Source organism: uncultured Caulobacter sp. (genome assembly GCF_947036865.1).
Lineage (GTDB): Bacteria > Pseudomonadota > Alphaproteobacteria > Caulobacterales > Caulobacteraceae > Caulobacter.
Window position 1 is genome coordinate 15725 of sequence record NZ_CAMQSF010000020.1, and the last position, 15138, is coordinate 30862.

Consider the following 15138-nt stretch of genomic DNA (forward strand, 5'->3'; position numbering starts at 1 on the left):
CTCGGCGTCGAGGGCCCCGTCTTTCCGAAGACCTTCGAATTTGCATCGCGCGCGGCTTGGTTCAGGATCACCCGATGACCGACCAGCCCCGCCCGATCGCGATCGATCCCCTCCTGACTGCAAGCCTGGAGCTGGGGCGGGATGGCTTGGCTATCCCGCCCGCTTTTTGCCGATTGTTCCCCCGCGAGGCCGCGTGACCCTGACCCCGCTCCGCATCGCCGCCCTGGTCCTGGCCGCAGCGCTCGGCGCGACGGCGGCGAACGCCCAGACGTCCGGGCTCACCCTGACCCCCGCGCCGGCCAAGGCGGTCCGCGCCGAGGGGACGTTCAAGCTGTCCGCCGCCACCCGCATCCACGTCGCCAAGGGCGATCTCGAGGCCCATGGCGTGGCGCGCCAGCTCGCCGACCTGATCCGCCGCGCGCGGGGCTTTTCGCCCGCCGTCGTCGCGGGACCGCCCGCCGCCGGCGAGGCCGCCATCGTCCTGACCCGCGAGGGGCCCGTCGGCGAGGCCTATCGCCTCGACGTCTCGCCCAGCCGCGTCACCCTCGCCGCCGCCAAGCGGCCCGGCCTGTTCTACGGCGCCATGTCGCTATGGCAGCTGGCGACGCCCGACGCGGCCAAGGGGGCGGTCGACCTGCCCGCCGTGGCGATCGAGGACGCGCCGCGCTTCGCCTGGCGCGGCCTGCTGGTCGACAGCGCTCGCCACTACCAGTCGCTGGACACGCTGAAGGCGGTCATCGACGCCATGGCGGTCCACAAGCTCAACATCTTCCACTGGCACCTGGTCGACGACCAGGGCTGGCGGCTGGAGATCAAAAAGTATCCGAAACTCACCGAGGTCGGCGCCCGGCGTCGCGACCCCGGCGCGGCGCGGACCTATCCGAAGTATGGCGGCTTCTACACCCAGGACCAGGCGCGCGAGCTCGTCGCCTACGCCGCGGCCCGCAACGTCACCATCGTGCCGGAGATCGAGACCCCCGGCCACGCCCTGGCGTCGATCGTCGCCTATCCGGCGCTCGGCGTCGCGCCGCCGGACGCCTCGCATATGGGCGACTGGGGCGTCTTCCCGTGGCTCTACAACACCGACGACGCCACCTTCGCCTTCCTGGACGATGTGCTGAACGAGGTGATGGACATCTTCCCCTCGACCTTCATTCACGTCGGCGGCGACGAGGCGCTGAAGGACCAGTGGAAGGCCAGCCCGAAGGTCCAGGCCAAGATCAAGGCGCTGGGCCTGAAGGACGAGCACGAACTGCAGAGCTGGTTCATCCAGCGGGTCGGTCAGACCCTGGCCCAGCGCGGCCGTCGGCTGGTGGGCTGGGACGAGATCCTGGAAGGCGGGCTCGCGCCGAACGCCACGGTGATGTCCTGGCGGGGGATCGACGGCGCGATCGCCGCCGCCCGGCAAGGCCACGACACGGTGCTGTCGCCGCATCCGACCCTCTATCTCGACAACCGCCAGAGCGCCTCGCCCGAGGAGCCGACCGGGCGCGGCCGGGTGGTCAGCCTCAAGGACGTCTATGCCTTCGACCCGGCCCCGGCGCAGCTGACGCCGGACGAGCGCCGCCACATCCTCGGCGTTCAGGCCAATGTCTGGACCGAGCACATGCAGACCGACGCGCGGATGCAGGCCATGGCCTTCCCGCGCGCCGTGGCCCTGGCCGAACGCGGCTGGACGCCGGCCGGCGCGGCCGCGTGGGACGACTTCGCCCGCCGCCTGCCGGCCGAGATGGCGCGGCTGAAGATCCTGGGCGTCAGCGCCGACACCGTCCCGTTCGAGCCGCAGGCCGCGCCGACCGCGGGCGAGGGCGGCAAGACGCGGCTGGCGCTCGCGACCGGCCTCGGGGTCGGCGAGATCCGCTACAGCCTCGACGGCCAGGCGCCGACCGCCGCCTCGCGCGCCTATGCCGGCCCGCTGGACCTGGCGACCGGCGCGACGGTGAAGGCCCGGACCTTCGTCGACGGCCAGCCGCTGGGCCGCGAGCGGACGTGGAAGATCGACCCCACGATGCTCCACACCCGCCTGAGCGCCCAGCTGAAACTCTGCACCGAAAAGGTGCCGCTGACCCTGATCGACGACGCCCCCGCCGCCTTCGACAAGCGGGCCATGCTGTTCGTCGACATCCTCAATCCGTGCTGGATCTGGGAGGGCGCGGACCTGTCGAAAGGCGCGACCCTGACCGTGCGCGCGGGCCAGCTGCCGTTCAATTTCCAGGTCGGCAAGGACCGCGACAACATCCCGCTGCGCCCGCCCGCCACGCCCGGCGGCGAGCTGGAGGCGCGCCTGGGCTGCAACGGCGAGCGTCTCGCCGCCATCCCGCTGGGCGACGCGGCCAGGAACCCCGAGCTTTCCACCCTCACCGGCCGACTGCCCGCCCGACCGGGCAAGGCCGACCTGTGCCTGACCTTCACCGCCAAGAGCGTCGATCCCTTCTGGGCCATCGACCGCGTGACCCTGACGCCCGGACCTTGAGAGAGTAGCGCCCGTGTCCAACCTCGTTCTGTCCGCGCCGATCAGGGGCTGGGTCGCGCCGCTCGACGAGACGCCCGACGCGGTGTTCGCCGAGCGGATGCTGGGCGACGGCCTGGCCATCGATCCGCTGGATTCCACCCTGCACGCGCCCTGCGACGCCACCGTCGTGACCGTGCACCGCGCCCGCCACGCCGTCACCCTGCGCGCCGCCAACGGGGCCGAGATCCTGATCCATGTCGGCCTGGAGACCGTGGCGCTGGAGGGGCAGGGCTTCAACGTCTTCGTGCGCGAGGGCCAGGCGGTGAAGGCGGGCGACAAGCTGCTCGGCTTCGACCTTGATCTGCTGGCCCAGCGCGCCCGCAGCCTGATCACCCCGGTGGTGGTGACCAATCCCGACGCCTTCGAGATCGTCCGTCGCGACCAGGACCGGGCGATCGAGGTCGGCGACTTTCTGATGGAGCTGTCGCCGGTGGGCGGCGCGGCGGGGGCGGACCTGGTGGCCGCCGGCGAGGTGGCGCGCGCGGTGGTCGTGCCGCTGGCGCACGGGATCCACGCCCGTCCCGCCGCCCGCATCGCCGAGACGGCCCGCAAGTTCGTCGCCGAGGTCGCGCTGGTGGCCGTCAATCGCCGGGCCAGCGCCAAGAGCCCGGTCGGGGTCATGTCGCTGGCCATCCGCCATGGCGACACCATCCAGGTCGTCGCCTCCGGCGTCGACGCCGAGGCGGCGATCGAGGCGGTGGTCGCGCTGATCGAGGGCGGCATGGGCGAGGGCGCGCCGGTCGCGCCCGCCGTCGCGGTTCAAGTCCCCGACCCCGTCGAGCCGCCCCGCGACGGCGTGCTGAAGGGCGTGCTGGCCGCGCCCGGTCTGGCCATCGGCAAGGCTGTGCGCCTGGCCTCGGCCGACATCGTGGTGCGCGAGCAGGGCGAGGGCGTCGCGCACGAGGAAGCGGCCCTGGCCGCCGCGCTCGGCGTGGTCCGGGGCCGGCTCGAGACCGCCGCCGCCAAGGGCGACAAGGCGCGCAAGACCATTCTCGGCGCGCACCTGGCCTTTCTGGAGGACCCCGAGCTCTCGGCCGGCGCCCGCCGCCTGATCGCCGAGGGCAAGAGCGCGGGCTTCGCCTGGCGCAAGGCCGTAGGCGGCTATGTCGAGGCGCTGCGGGGCCTGGGCGACCGGCGGCTGGCCGAGCGCGTCGACGACCTCGTGGACCTGGAACGCCAGGTGCTGCGGGCCCTGACCGGCGAGGAGGAGGCCGGCGCCGTCCTGCCGCCCGGCTCGATCCTGCTGGCCGACGAGCTGCTGCCGTCGCAGTTGATGGGTGTCGATCCGGCCGCCGTGGCCGGCCTGGCCACCGCGCGCGGCGGCCCGACCTCGCACGTGGCGATCCTGGCCGCGGCCATGGGCATCCCGGCCCTGGTGGCGCTGGGCGGCGCGGCGCTGGCCGTCGAGGACGGCGCGACCCTGATCCTCGACGCCGACGGCGGAACCCTGCGCGTGGCCCCGGACGCCCCCGCCCTGGAAGCCGCCCAGACGGCCCTGGCCCAGCGCCAGGCCCGCAAGGCCGCCGCGAAGGCCGCCGCCCACGACGCCTGCGTCACGAAGGACGGCGTCCGGATCGAGGTGTTCGCCAACACCGGCTCGGTCGCCGACGCCCTGGCCGCCGTCGCCAACGGCGCCGAGGGCTGCGGCCTGCTGCGCACCGAGTTCCTGTTCCTGGACCGCGAGACCCCGCCGGACGAGGACGAGCAGGCCCGTCAGTACCAGGCCATCGCCTCGGCCCTGGACGGCAAGCCGCTGATCGTCCGCACGCTCGACATCGGCGGCGACAAGGCCGCGCCCTACCTGCCGATCCCGGCCGAGGAGAACCCGGCCCTGGGCCTGCGCGGCGTCCGCGTCAGCCTGTGGCGGCCGCACCTCTTGAAGACCCAGCTGCGCGCCATTCTGCGGGTCAAGCCCCCAGAAGGCGCTAAAGAGCGCCAGTGCAGGATCATGGTCCCGATGGTCGCCAGCCTCGACGAGCTGCGCGCCGTCCGCGCCGTGCTCGACGAGGCCAAGCGCGAGATGGGCGTCGTCGAGCGCGTCGAGCTGGGCGTCATGATCGAGACCCCCGCCGCCGCCGTCACCGCCGACCTGATCGCGGCCGAAGCCGATTTCCTGTCGATCGGCACCAACGACCTGACCCAGTACGTGTTGGCCATGGATCGCGGCAATCCGGAGCTTGCGGCGCGGATAGACGCCCTGCACCCGGCGGTGCTGCGGATGATCGACCAGACCTGCCGGGGCGCGGCCAGGCATCACCGTTGGGTCGGCGTCTGCGGCGGTCTGGCCTCGGAGCCCGCCGCGACGCCGATCCTGCTGGGCCTGGGCGTCACCGAGCTTTCGACCACCGCCGCGATCGCGCCGGAGATCAAGGCGCGGGTGCGGAGCCTCTGCCTCGACGCCTGCCGCGATCTCGCCGCCCGCGCCCTCGACCAGACCTCGCCCGAGGCGGTGCGGGCGCTGGTCAAAGCCTTCGGAGCCTGAAGCCGATGAAGTCTCCGCTCGAAATCCTGCAGCCCCTGGGCCGGGCCCTGATGCTGCCGATCGCGGTGCTGCCGGTGGCCGGCCTCCTGCTGCGCCTGGGCCAGCCCGATCTCTTGAACATCGGCTTCATCGCCGCCGCCGGCGACGCGATCTTCTCGAACCTCGGCCTGCTGTTCGCCATCGGCGTCGCGGTGGGTCTGGCGAGGGAGAACAACGGCGCGGCGGGCCTGGCGGGCCTTGTCTGTTTCCTGATCGCCACCGAAGGCGCCAAGACCCTGCTGCACGTGCCGGCCGACGTCACGGCCGGCCTGATCAAGGCCCACGCCGACCTCGCGGCGGCGGCCTACAAGGCCAAGGCGCTGGCCAAGCTCAGCGTGCCGATCGGCATCGTCTCGGGCGTGGTCGGCGGCCTGTTCTACAACCGCTTTTCGACCTTCAAGCTGCCGGAATACCTAGCCTTCTTCAGCGGCCGGCGCTTCGTGCCGATCATCTCGGGCCTGGCCGGCCTGTTGATCGCGGTGCTGCTGGGGCTCGGCTATGACGGCGTCAACGGCGCGGTCGACGCGGCCAGCCGTGCCGTCGTCGGCTCGGGCGAGCTGGGCCTGCTGGTCTACGGCTTCCTGAACCGGATCCTGATCGTCACCGGCCTGCACCACATCCTCAACAACATCGCCTGGTTCGTGGTCGGCGACTTCCACGGCGCGACCGGCGACCTGCGCCGCTTCTTCGCCGACGACCCCAGCGCCGGCGCGTTCATGAGCGGCTTCTTCCCGGTCATGATGTTCGGCCTGCCGGCCGCCTGCCTGGCCATGTACCACACGGCGCGGCCCGAGCGGAAAAAGGCCGTCGGCGGCATGCTGGCCTCGCTGGCCCTGACCTCGTTCCTGACCGGCGTGACCGAGCCGATCGAGTTCAGCTTCATGTTCCTGGCCCCGGCGCTCTATGCCCTTCACGCCCTGCTGACCGGCGTCGCCATGGCCCTGATGAACGCGCTGCACGTCAAGCTGGGCTTCACCTTCTCGGCGGGCCTCTTCGACTATGTGCTGAACTATGGCAAGGCGACCCATCCGCTGTGGCTGCTGCCGGTGGGGGCGGTCTATGGCGGGGTCTATTACGGCCTGTTCCGGGTCTGCATCCAGCGCTTCGACCTGAAGACTCCCGGCCGCGAGACGGACGATCTCGCGGCGACCGTTGAGCCGGCTGTCACCGGCGGCGGACGCGGCGCGGACTTCCTCGCTGCCCTGGGCGGCGCGGCCAACCTCGTCAGCGTCGACGCCTGCACGACCCGCCTGCGCCTGATCGTCGCCGACCAGGGCGCGGTCAAGGAGCCGGCCCTGAAGGCGCTGGGCGCGCGGGGAGTCATCCGTCCCTCGGACAAGGCGCTGCAGGTCGTGCTGGGCCCGATCGCCGACGCGGTGGCCGGCGAGATCCGCGCGGCGATGGGCGCGCCGCCGCCCGCCTCGTCAGCCCTCAAAGCCGCGTCTTCGGCCGCGACGCCCAGGCCCGAGGACGACCGCAAGGCCGAGGCCTTGGTCGGCGCGCTGGGCGGGGCGGCGAACCTGAAGAGCGTCGGGACCTGTTCCAGCCGCCTGCGCCTGGTTCTCGCCGACGCCGGCGCGGTCAGGGAGCCCGACCTGAAGGCCCTGGGCGCGCGTGGCGTCGTCCGTGTCGGCGAGCGGGTCGTCCACGTGGTGCTGGGTCCTGACGCCGAGCGCATCGGTGAGGCCGTTCGGTGTCTGCTGCCGTGAGTTCGCCCATCGACGACATCCTGATCGTCGGCGGCGGCACGGCCGGCTGGATGACCGCCGCCTATCTCGCCCGACGCCTGGGGACCGACCGCCCCGGCGGCGTGCGCATCACCCTGATCGAGTCCAGCGAGATCGGCATCATCGGGGTGGGCGAGGGGACCTTCCCGACCATCCAGAACACCCTGCGCACGATCGGGATCGACGAGGCCCAGTTCCTGCGCGGGGCCGGGGCGGCCTTCAAACAGGGCATCCGCTTCGTCGACTGGAAGACCGCGCCGAAGGACGGCGTCCACAGCCACTACTACCACCCGTTCGCCCAGCCCCGGCTGCTGAACGGCGGCCTGGACCTGGCGCCCTACTGGCTGATGGGCGGGGCGGGGGATCTTCCGTTCAGCGACGCCGTCACCCTGCAGGACAAGGTCTGCGACGCCGGCCGCGCGCCCAAGCGGATCGACGATCCGCAATACGGCGGGCCGATGGCCTACGCCTATCACTTCGACGCCGGCAAGCTGGCCAACCTGCTGCGCGACGTCGGCAAGGCGATCGGGGTCAAGCACCTGCTGGGCAACGTCACCCGCGTGAACAAGGCCGAGGACGGGGCGATCGCCTCGATCTCGACCGCCGAGCACGGCGACCTGACGGCGGACCTCTATATCGACTGCACGGGCTTCGCCGGCGCCCTGATCGGCCAGGCCATGGGCTCGGCCTGGATCGACAAGGGCGACACCCTGTTCGTCGATCGCGCCCTGGCCATGCAGGTTCCCTACGACCGCCCCGACGCCCCGCTGGCCACCACCACCATCTCGACGGCCCACGAGGCCGGCTGGACCTGGGACATCGGCCTGCCCGAGCGGCGGGGGATCGGCTATGTCTATTCCAGCCGCCACACCACCGACGAGCGCGCCGAGGAGATCCTGCGCGGCTATATCGGCCCGGCCGCCGAGGGGCTGACGCCCCGGCCGCTGAAGCTGAAGGTCGGCCATCGCGACAGGCACTGGATCAAGAACTGCGTCGCCGTCGGCCTGTCCGGCGGCTTCCTGGAGCCGCTGGAATCGACCGGCATCATGCTGATCGAGGCCGCCGCCTACATGCTGGCCCGCAACCTGCCGCGCCACGGGGGCTTCGAGGCCGCGGCCCGGCAGTTCAACCAGGCCATGACCGACCGCTATCTGCGGGCCATCGACTTCATCAAGCTGCACTACTGCATCAGCCAGCGCACCGACCACGCGTTCTGGACCGACAATTGCGACCCGGCCTCGATCCCGGAGAGCCTCCAGGACCATCTGGCGATGTGGAGGCACCGTCCGCCGAACGTGTTCGACTTCCCGAACCTGCACGAGAGCTTCAAGTACTTCAATTACCAGTACATTCTCTACGGCATGGGCTTTCAGACCAAGGTCGACCCGGCCGCCCACGCCCATCTGGACCTGGCCCGCGCCGACTTCGCCCGCGTTCAGGAGGCCGGCCGCCGCGCCGCCTCAAGCCTGCCCGACCATCGCGCGCTCTTGACGCGGGTCCTGGCCGAGGGCTTCTCCAGCAAGGCCCTCGACGCGGCCGCGTCCGAAGCCGCCGAGACCCTCCGCCGATGATCTTCGAGGCCCAGCCCTATCCCCGCGTCCAGGTTCTTGAGGTGGGGGAACGGGCGACGAAGATCCTGGTGGTCGACGGGCTGATGACCGGCGCGGCGGCCCTGGTCGATCACGCCGCCGAGGTCGCGACCCTGGCGCCGGTCAAGGCCGGGGCCAACTTCTATCCCGGCGTCCGCGCGCCCGCGCCGCCGGCCTATGTCCAGGCCCTGGTCCGGACCCTGCGGCCGCACATGACGGAGGTCCATGGCGTCCCGGCCTCGGGTCGCGCCGGGGTCACCTGCGCCCTCTCCATGGCGACCTTGCCGGCGGCCCAGGCGACCCTGGTCCAGCGTCTGCCGCACATCGACACCCCCGACCCGCGCCAGTTGGCCGTGCTGCACTATCTCTGCGGTCCCGAGCACGGCGGCACGGCGTTCTACCGTCACCGGGAGACCGGTCTTGAGATCATCGAAGAGAGCCGGGCGCGCGACTACATGCTGGCCCTGACGCGCCAGATGAGCGGACCCGAGGTCCAGCCCGGCTATATCCGCGAGTCCACGGACTTGTTCGAGAAGATCGGCGCCGTCGAGGCGGCCTTCGACCGGATCGTCGTCTATCCCAGCCGCCTGCTGCACGCCGGACTCCTGCCCGACGCGCCGGTCAGCCAGGACCCGCGCGCGGGCCGTCTGACCGTGAACACCTTCTACAGATACGAAGCGGCCTGAACGCGGAAAGCGTGGGGTCTTGAAGGAAGGCGAGTGGCGGAGAGGGTGGGATTCGAACCCACGTTACGCTTTCACGTAAACCGCATTTCGAGTGCGGCGCGATCGACCACTCTGCCACCTCTCCAAGGCGCCTTCCGGGAGCCTTTGGGGCCGCCCGAGGTCGAGGGCGCGATACCTAACGGCGCCGCCGCCGGGAAGCAACCCCCTCGCCGGAGGTTTTTCGCGTTCAGGCCTTCGGCCGCAGAATCATCTGGGTGCAGCGGAAAAGCGCGATGGTCTTGCCGGTGGTTTCGCTGGTCACCACCGCGTCCCAGACCTGGGTCGTGGCGCCGCCGTGGACCAGCTTGGCCTCGACCGCCACGCCGCCTTCACGCGCCGTGCCCAGGAAGTTGGCCTTCAGTTCGATGGTGGTGAAGCTGGTCGCGCCCTCGGGCAGCGACACCATGCAGCCATAGCCGCTGGCCGAGTCGGCCAGGGCGATGACGCTGGCGGCGTGCAGGAAGCCGTTGGGCGCCATGTGCCGCTTGTCGACGTCGAAGCGCCCCTTCACGTGGCCGCGAACGGCCGAAATCCATTGCAGGCCCAGGAGGTCGGGCAGGCTGCCGGCTTGGCCGTCGGTCAGGGCGGCGCTGAAATCCTCGGCCATCGGACGTTCCCGTTCGTTGCTTCGCGTGCGAAGCGTATGAACGCGCGGACCCGGCGGCGCAAGTCCGTTTTCAAAGAGGATGGATGGGTTAGAGCCCCGAAAGGTCGACGATCGGGAAGCGACGCCCACTGTCGGTCTCGGCCGGCAGCTTGCCGGCGCGGATCGCCACGCGCAGGGCGACGCTGGCCAGGTCCGGATCGGGCAGGATGGCGTCGGCGGCGGTGCGCAGGGCGATGAAGTCCAGCCGGTCGATGCCGTCGTTCAGCTGGATGTTGGCGGCCTTCTCCTCGGCGATGGTCGACTCGCTGGGCTCGCCGGCGCTTAGGCCGGGCAGCACGCGGGTGCCGGGCGGCAGCGCCAGCAGCTTGCGGGCGTCGTCCCAGGCGCGACCAGGGTCGGCGCCGGGAAGGTCGCAGCGGCCGGCGCCCTCGGCCGGCGCCAGCATCAGATCGCCGGTGAACACGACATCGGCCACGCGATAGGCCACCGCGCCGGGGAGGCGGCCGGTCAGGGCGATCGGCGTGATTTCCAGCCCGCCCATCGGAAACGGGTCGCCGTCCTGGGCCAGCTTGTCGAAGTCCCAACCCTCGAGATCGACCATCGGCTCGTCGAACTTGGGCGCCAGGCGCTTGAGGCTGTCGACCACGCCGGCCCCGATGCAGACCGAGGCGCCGGTCTCGTACTTGACGTGTCCAGCCGCCGACAGGTGGCCGGCGTGCAGCCCGGTCTCCAGGACCCAGGTCGGGCCCAGGTCGCGGGCGCGAACCTCGGCGATGATGCGATTGATGAAGCTGGTGTCGACGGCCTCCGTCTCCGGATCGAAATCCAGCACGGGGTCGACGATGGCGCAAAGGAAGGTGGCCGGATCGACGATCAGATAGGTCACCGTCCCGGTCGCGGGATGGCGATAAGCGATGATTTCCGGCTGCATTAATTAGCCTCAGGCGCCCGACGCGGACACCATGAGGGCCAAGCCGTTAAACATCCGCGAACGGCTGGAGCCTTGGAGCGCGACGATCTCGTCAGCGCGAGGCGACGTCCGCGGCCGCGCAAGGATGGGCGCCGTCCCGCAGGCCGTCGACCCAGGCGGGCTCGACATAGCGGCCGTCGACGCGGAAGCCCGGCGCGCAGCCGGGCGGGACGTCGGCGTGGTCGCGAGCGCCCGACATCACCGACAGGGCGATCGACTGGCGCGCGCCGCCGCCTCGGTAGCCGTAGCCCGGCCCATGGCCGTAGCCGTCATAGGCCGGGTCGATCCAGCCGCCGCGCTTGCCGAATTCGGTCTTGGAGACGGCCACGCCGACGGTGGCGCTTTCGCCCACGGGGATCAGCGCCGAGACATAGCCGCTGCGATAGCCGCCGGTGCCGACCGATACGCCCATCGACCCGTGAACGCGCCGCTTGCCGTCCTCGTCGCGGTCGGCGGGGAGCAGGCCTCGGGCCGCGCCCTCGACCTCGGGGTTCGGGTTGGCGGCGACGAAGGCGGCGATCTGGTCCTGGGTGGTCAGCGGCCGGGCCGGCGTCGTGGCCGCGGCCGACGCGACCTGGGCGGCGGTCGCGGTCAGGGCCTGGGCGCCGGGCTTGCCCTGGGCGGTGGCGATGACTTCGTCGTCCGGCGCGCTGGCCGCCAGGGCCGGGCTCGCCAGGGCGGCGCTCAGGGCGAGGATCGTGAGATGGGGCCGCATGGGAACGCTCCGGCTGACACGATCGGCAAACTGCGCCGCCAAGCCAGCGCAATTAGGGCGCCTTTGTAGCGCGCCGGCAAGTTTTTCGCCCTCCGCGTTCGGGCAGCGCGGCTAAAGCGTCCGCAGGTCGGCTTCCAGCGCGGCCATGTCGGCGGGCGGGGCGGTCTCGAAGCGCAGGGCCTCGCCGGTGATCGGATGGACGAAGCCCAGCACCGCCGCGTGCAGCGCCTGACGCGCCAGGCCCGCGGCCTGGATCGCGGCGCGCACCGCCTCGGCCGGCTGGCCGGCGCCATAGACCGGATCGCCCAGGCAGGGCGCGCCCTTGCTGGCCAGGTGGACGCGGATCTGGTGGGTGCGGCCGGTCTCGAGCCGACAGGCCACCCGCGCGGCCAGCGGCCGGTCCGGGGCGCCGAAGGCGGCCTCGACCCGATAGTGGGTGATCGCCCGGCGGCCGCCGGATTTCAGCACCGCCATCTTCTTGCGGTCGCTGGGCGAGCGGCCCAGCTGGGTGTCGATCGTCCCTTGCGCCGGGGCCGGCGCGCCGCGGGTCAGGGCCACGTAGAGCCGGTCGATGTCGTGGGTCGAGAACAGTTTCGAGAGGCCCTGGTGGGCCGCGTCGCTCTTGGCCGCGACCATCACGCCCGAGGTGTCCTTGTCCAGCCGGTGGACGATGCCGGGCCGCGCCACGCCGCCGACGCCCGACAGGCTGGCGCCGCAGTGGCGCAGCAGGGCGTTGACCAGCGTGCCGTCGGGCGTGCCGGGGCCGGGATGCGCCGCCATGCCGGCGGGCTTGTCGACGACGATCAGGTGCGCGTCCTCGTAGAGGATCGTCAGCGGAATGGCCTGGGCCAGCGGCTCGGCAGGGGCGGGCGGCGGCACGCTCAGCGCGTAGGTTCCGACCCGCGCCTTGCGCGAGACGTCGGTCAGAACCTGTCCGTCCACGGCCAGGCGCCCTTCGCCGATCAGCGCCTGCAGACGGGCGCGCGACAGGTCGGGGAACAGCGCGGCCAGCGCCTTGTCGAGGCGTTGGCCGGCCAGGGCTTGCGGCAGGTCGGCGATCAGGCGATCGCCCGCGTCGCTCGTCTCCAGGGCGCCGTCGTCCAGGATGTCATCATCCAGTGTGTCGTCCGCGCCATTCACCGGGGGTTTCATCGCTCCGTCACACGCTCGTCGCGTCGCCGACATCGGCCGTGCCTAGGGCGGGCCCGAGTTCGTATCCTGGGGGATAGTCGATGCGCGCCTTTCGCACCACCACGCTGTTGACCGCCAGCCTTCTGGCCCTCGCCGCCGCCGCGCCGGCTTTCGCCGCCGAAACCACGCCCGCCAGCAACACCGAACCGACCCAGCTGGGCGAGCTGGTCGTCACCGCCCAGAAGCGCGCCCAGGATCCGGTCGAGGTGCCGATCGCGGTGACCGCCTATTCCGGCAAGTTCCTGGAGGCGATCGGCGTCAAGGCGTTCGACGAGCTGTCGGCCTTCACCCCCGGCTTCCTGGTGCAGAACCAGTCGAACAACAATTCCGGCTTCGTGATGCGCGGCATCACCTCCGACAGCGGCTCGGCCACCGACGAGACCCGGGTCTCGATCTATCAGGACGGCGTGCCGATCTCGCGCTCGCGCGGCTCCTATGTCGAGCTGTTCGACATGGAGCGGATCGAGGTCGCCAAGGGACCGCAATCGACGCTGTTCGGGCGCGGCGCGCTGATCGGCGCGGTGAACCTGGTGCAGAACAAGGCCAATCCGGGCGGCTTCGACTGGTCGGCCAAGGCCGAGGTCGGGACCGAGGGCCGGGTGATCGGCGAGGCGATGATCAACGCCCCGCTGGGCGCCGGCGGCGCGGCCTTCCGCCTGGCCGCGCGCTCGCGTCAGGAAGACGGCTACGTCAAGGACGCCGCCGGCGGCGACGCCTACAACTCGACCGACACCCAGGCGGTCCGCGCGGCCTTCCACGTCGAGCCAGGCGCCCTGAAGTTCGACCTGATCGGCAACTATCAGGTCGACAAGACCACCGGCACCTCGTTCAAGAGCCACACCTTCAACCCGACGAACCCGGTCACCGGCGCGGTGCTGGGCGATACGGGCGTCAGCTCCGCCGCCACCCTGGCGCCGGGCGCGGGCTTCGAGGGCGGCAAGCCGCTGGGTCTGGACCGCAAGGTCTATGGCGTGACGGCCCTGGCCGAGTATCGCCTGAGCGACAGCCTGACCCTGTCGTCGATCACGGCCGCCCGCGCCTTCCACTCCACCGAGGTGTTCGATCCCGATGGCGCGAGCCTGCCGATCCTGACCTTCGCCGAGGACGCCAAGGGCCGTCAGCAGAGCCAGGAACTGCGCCTGCGCTACGACGCCGGCGGCCGCTTCTCGGGCTTCGTCGGCGCCAACTATTTCCACGAGACCGGCTCGTGGCGCATTCCGGGCCAGATGGACGAGCGGCTGGTGCTGGCCCTGCTGGCCGGCAATTCGCCGCTGGGCATCAGCCGTCCCAACCCGCAGCCGCTGGCCTATCTGACCAATCCGGCCTACCTGACCCAGGTGCTGCAACTGGGCTTCGGCGTGCCCTCGATCCTGGCGCCCGGCATCGCCGCCAACCTCAAGCCGATCCACCGCGAGACCTTCGCCAACTATGGCGAAAACACCGCCTATGACGTCTATGCGGACGGCACGTTCAAGCTGACCGACAAGTTCGAGCTGACCGCCGGCCTGCGCTACACCACCGAGGACCGCCAAGCGGGCTTCCGCTCCAGCGTCGACAACGGCGGCTCGATCCTGGGCGTCCTGATCAACGCCCCGACGCCCACCAACCTGTTCCTCGCCGCCCAGCCGAACGCGGTGAACAATCCGGCCTTCCCCAAGATCGGCCTGATCTCGCAGCCCACCTCCAACAACGGCGACAGGTACGATAAGAAGATCGACGACCACGGCCTGACCTGGCGCCTGGTGGGCCGCTACGCCCAGTCGGAGAACCTCAGCCTCTACGCCTCTTACGCCCGCGGCCGTCGCCCGGACGTGATCTCGGCCAGCGCCCCGGCGGCCGCCCTGGGCGCCGCCCGCTTCAGCGTGGTCGACGCCGAGACGGTCGACAGCTACGAGGCTGGCGCCAAGGGCAAGCTGATGGACGGCCGCCTCTATCTGTCGGGCGCGGTGTTCCGCTACGACTACGACAACTTCGCCACCAGCTTCCGCCAGGGCGCGCAGGTCGTGACGCTCAACGCCGGCAAGGCCAAGGCCTACGGCTTCGAGGGCGAGGCGCGTCTCCAGGCGGGCGACTATTGGACCCTGTTCGGGACCTACGGCTATAACCACGCCCGTCTCGAGAGCGGCTTGCGCGCGGGCAACCACTTCCGCCTGTCGCCGGACCACGCCGTCTCGCTCGGCGCCCTGTTCAGCCGCGAGGCGCTCGGTGGAAAGGTGACCTTCACCCCGACCTACACCTGGCGCTCGAAGATGTTCTTCGACGACGACAACGACCGCTCGGACCTGCAGGCCTCGGGCCTGTTCCCCGACACCATCGTCGACGAATTCCAGAACGGCTATGGCCTGCTCAATCTGTGCGTCGGCTTCGGCGCGGTCGACGATCGCTGGAAGGTCGAGGCCTTCGTCGAGAACCTCGGCGACGTCCACTATCTGAAGGACGCCGGCAACACCGGCGACAGCTTCGGCATCCCGACCTTCATCGCCGGCAAGCCGCGCATCATGGGGATCGGGGTCAGCTTCCGCCACTAAGGCCCGTCGCCGTCGTCTCGCGAGCGCATCGTGGGATGACGGCGCGGCCATCC

10 protein-coding genes and 1 tRNA gene are annotated in these 15138 nt (G+C 71.2%); 6 read left to right on the forward strand and 5 right to left on the reverse strand.

All coding sequences use genetic code 11. The annotated features are described in order from the left end of the window. The first annotated feature begins 193 nt into the window (after positions 1-193). The 5 genes from Q0V34_RS12320 to Q0V34_RS12340 are packed head-to-tail and all read left to right on the forward strand — an operon-like array spanning position 194 to position 9035. The gene (locus Q0V34_RS12320) at positions 194-2473 is read left to right on the forward strand and encodes a family 20 glycosylhydrolase (RefSeq protein WP_297512203.1); all 2280 of its coding nucleotides are present in this window, start codon (positions 194-196) and stop codon (positions 2471-2473) included. 13 nt (positions 2474-2486) lie between these two features. After that, complete coding sequence (gene ptsP, locus Q0V34_RS12325; protein ID WP_297512206.1) at positions 2487-4994, forward strand: phosphoenolpyruvate--protein phosphotransferase; 2508 nt, start codon at positions 2487-2489, stop codon at positions 4992-4994. A gap of 5 nt (positions 4995-4999) precedes the next feature. Then, positions 5000-6742: an N-acetylglucosamine-specific PTS transporter subunit IIBC gene (nagE, locus tag Q0V34_RS12330; protein WP_297512209.1), complete on the forward strand. Its 1743-nt coding sequence runs from the start codon at positions 5000-5002 to the stop codon at positions 6740-6742. Then, a complete protein-coding gene (locus tag Q0V34_RS12335; protein WP_297512211.1) occupies positions 6739-8331 on the forward strand; it encodes a tryptophan halogenase family protein in 1593 nt (530 codons plus the stop codon). Before nagE ends, Q0V34_RS12335 begins: the two co-directional genes overlap by 4 nt. Next, positions 8328-9035 carry a DUF6445 family protein gene (locus Q0V34_RS12340; protein ID WP_297512214.1) on the forward strand — a complete coding sequence of 236 codons (708 nt, stop codon included), beginning with the start codon at positions 8328-8330 and terminating at the stop codon, positions 9033-9035. Before Q0V34_RS12335 ends, Q0V34_RS12340 begins: the two co-directional genes overlap by 4 nt. Positions 9036-9069: 34 nt before the next feature. Here the strand turns inward: Q0V34_RS12340 and Q0V34_RS12345 are convergent. The 5 genes from Q0V34_RS12345 to Q0V34_RS12365 form a co-directional block, all read right to left on the reverse strand. Continuing rightward, a tRNA-Ser gene (locus Q0V34_RS12345) sits at positions 9070-9159 on the reverse strand. 102 nt (positions 9160-9261) lie between these two features. Beyond that, on the reverse strand, positions 9262-9681 hold the full coding sequence (locus Q0V34_RS12350; RefSeq protein WP_297512217.1) for a PaaI family thioesterase: 420 nt from the start codon (positions 9679-9681) through the stop codon (positions 9262-9264). Between the two features lie 88 nt (positions 9682-9769). Next, positions 9770-10612 carry an MBL fold metallo-hydrolase gene (locus tag Q0V34_RS12355; protein ID WP_297512220.1) on the reverse strand — a complete coding sequence of 281 codons (843 nt, stop codon included), beginning with the start codon at positions 10610-10612 and terminating at the stop codon, positions 9770-9772. Positions 10613-10703: 91 nt separating this feature from the next. After that, entirely contained in the window at positions 10704-11366 is a 663-nt protein-coding gene (locus Q0V34_RS12360; protein WP_297512223.1) for a hypothetical protein, read from the reverse strand. A gap of 111 nt (positions 11367-11477) precedes the next feature. Beyond that, positions 11478-12506 (reverse strand): RluA family pseudouridine synthase, encoded by a 1029-nt coding sequence (locus Q0V34_RS12365; protein WP_297512341.1) that lies wholly within the window; start codon positions 12504-12506, stop codon positions 11478-11480. Positions 12507-12598: 92 nt separating this feature from the next. On the opposite strand from Q0V34_RS12365, the gene Q0V34_RS12370 reads away from it, so the two are divergent. Further along, entirely contained in the window at positions 12599-15085 is a 2487-nt protein-coding gene (locus Q0V34_RS12370) for a TonB-dependent receptor (protein WP_297512226.1), read from the forward strand. Positions 15086-15138 lie beyond the last annotated feature (53 nt).

Excerpts from the sequence above, each read along its gene's own strand:
- nagE (WP_297512209.1), top strand. The coding sequence starts at position 5,000 with ATGAAGTCTCCGCTCGAAATCCTGCAGCCCCTGGGCCGGGCCCTGATG.
- Q0V34_RS12340 (WP_297512214.1), top strand. The coding sequence starts at position 8,328 with ATGATCTTCGAGGCCCAGCCCTATCCCCGCGTCCAGGTTCTTGAGGTG.
- Q0V34_RS12350 (WP_297512217.1), bottom strand. The coding sequence starts at position 9,681 with ATGGCCGAGGATTTCAGCGCCGCCCTGACCGACGGCCAAGCCGGCAGC.
- Q0V34_RS12355 (WP_297512220.1), bottom strand. The coding sequence starts at position 10,612 with ATGCAGCCGGAAATCATCGCTTATCGCCATCCCGCGACCGGGACGGTG.
- Q0V34_RS12360 (WP_297512223.1), bottom strand. The coding sequence starts at position 11,366 with ATGCGGCCCCATCTCACGATCCTCGCCCTGAGCGCCGCCCTGGCGAGC.
- Q0V34_RS12370 (WP_297512226.1), top strand. The coding sequence starts at position 12,599 with ATGCGCGCCTTTCGCACCACCACGCTGTTGACCGCCAGCCTTCTGGCC.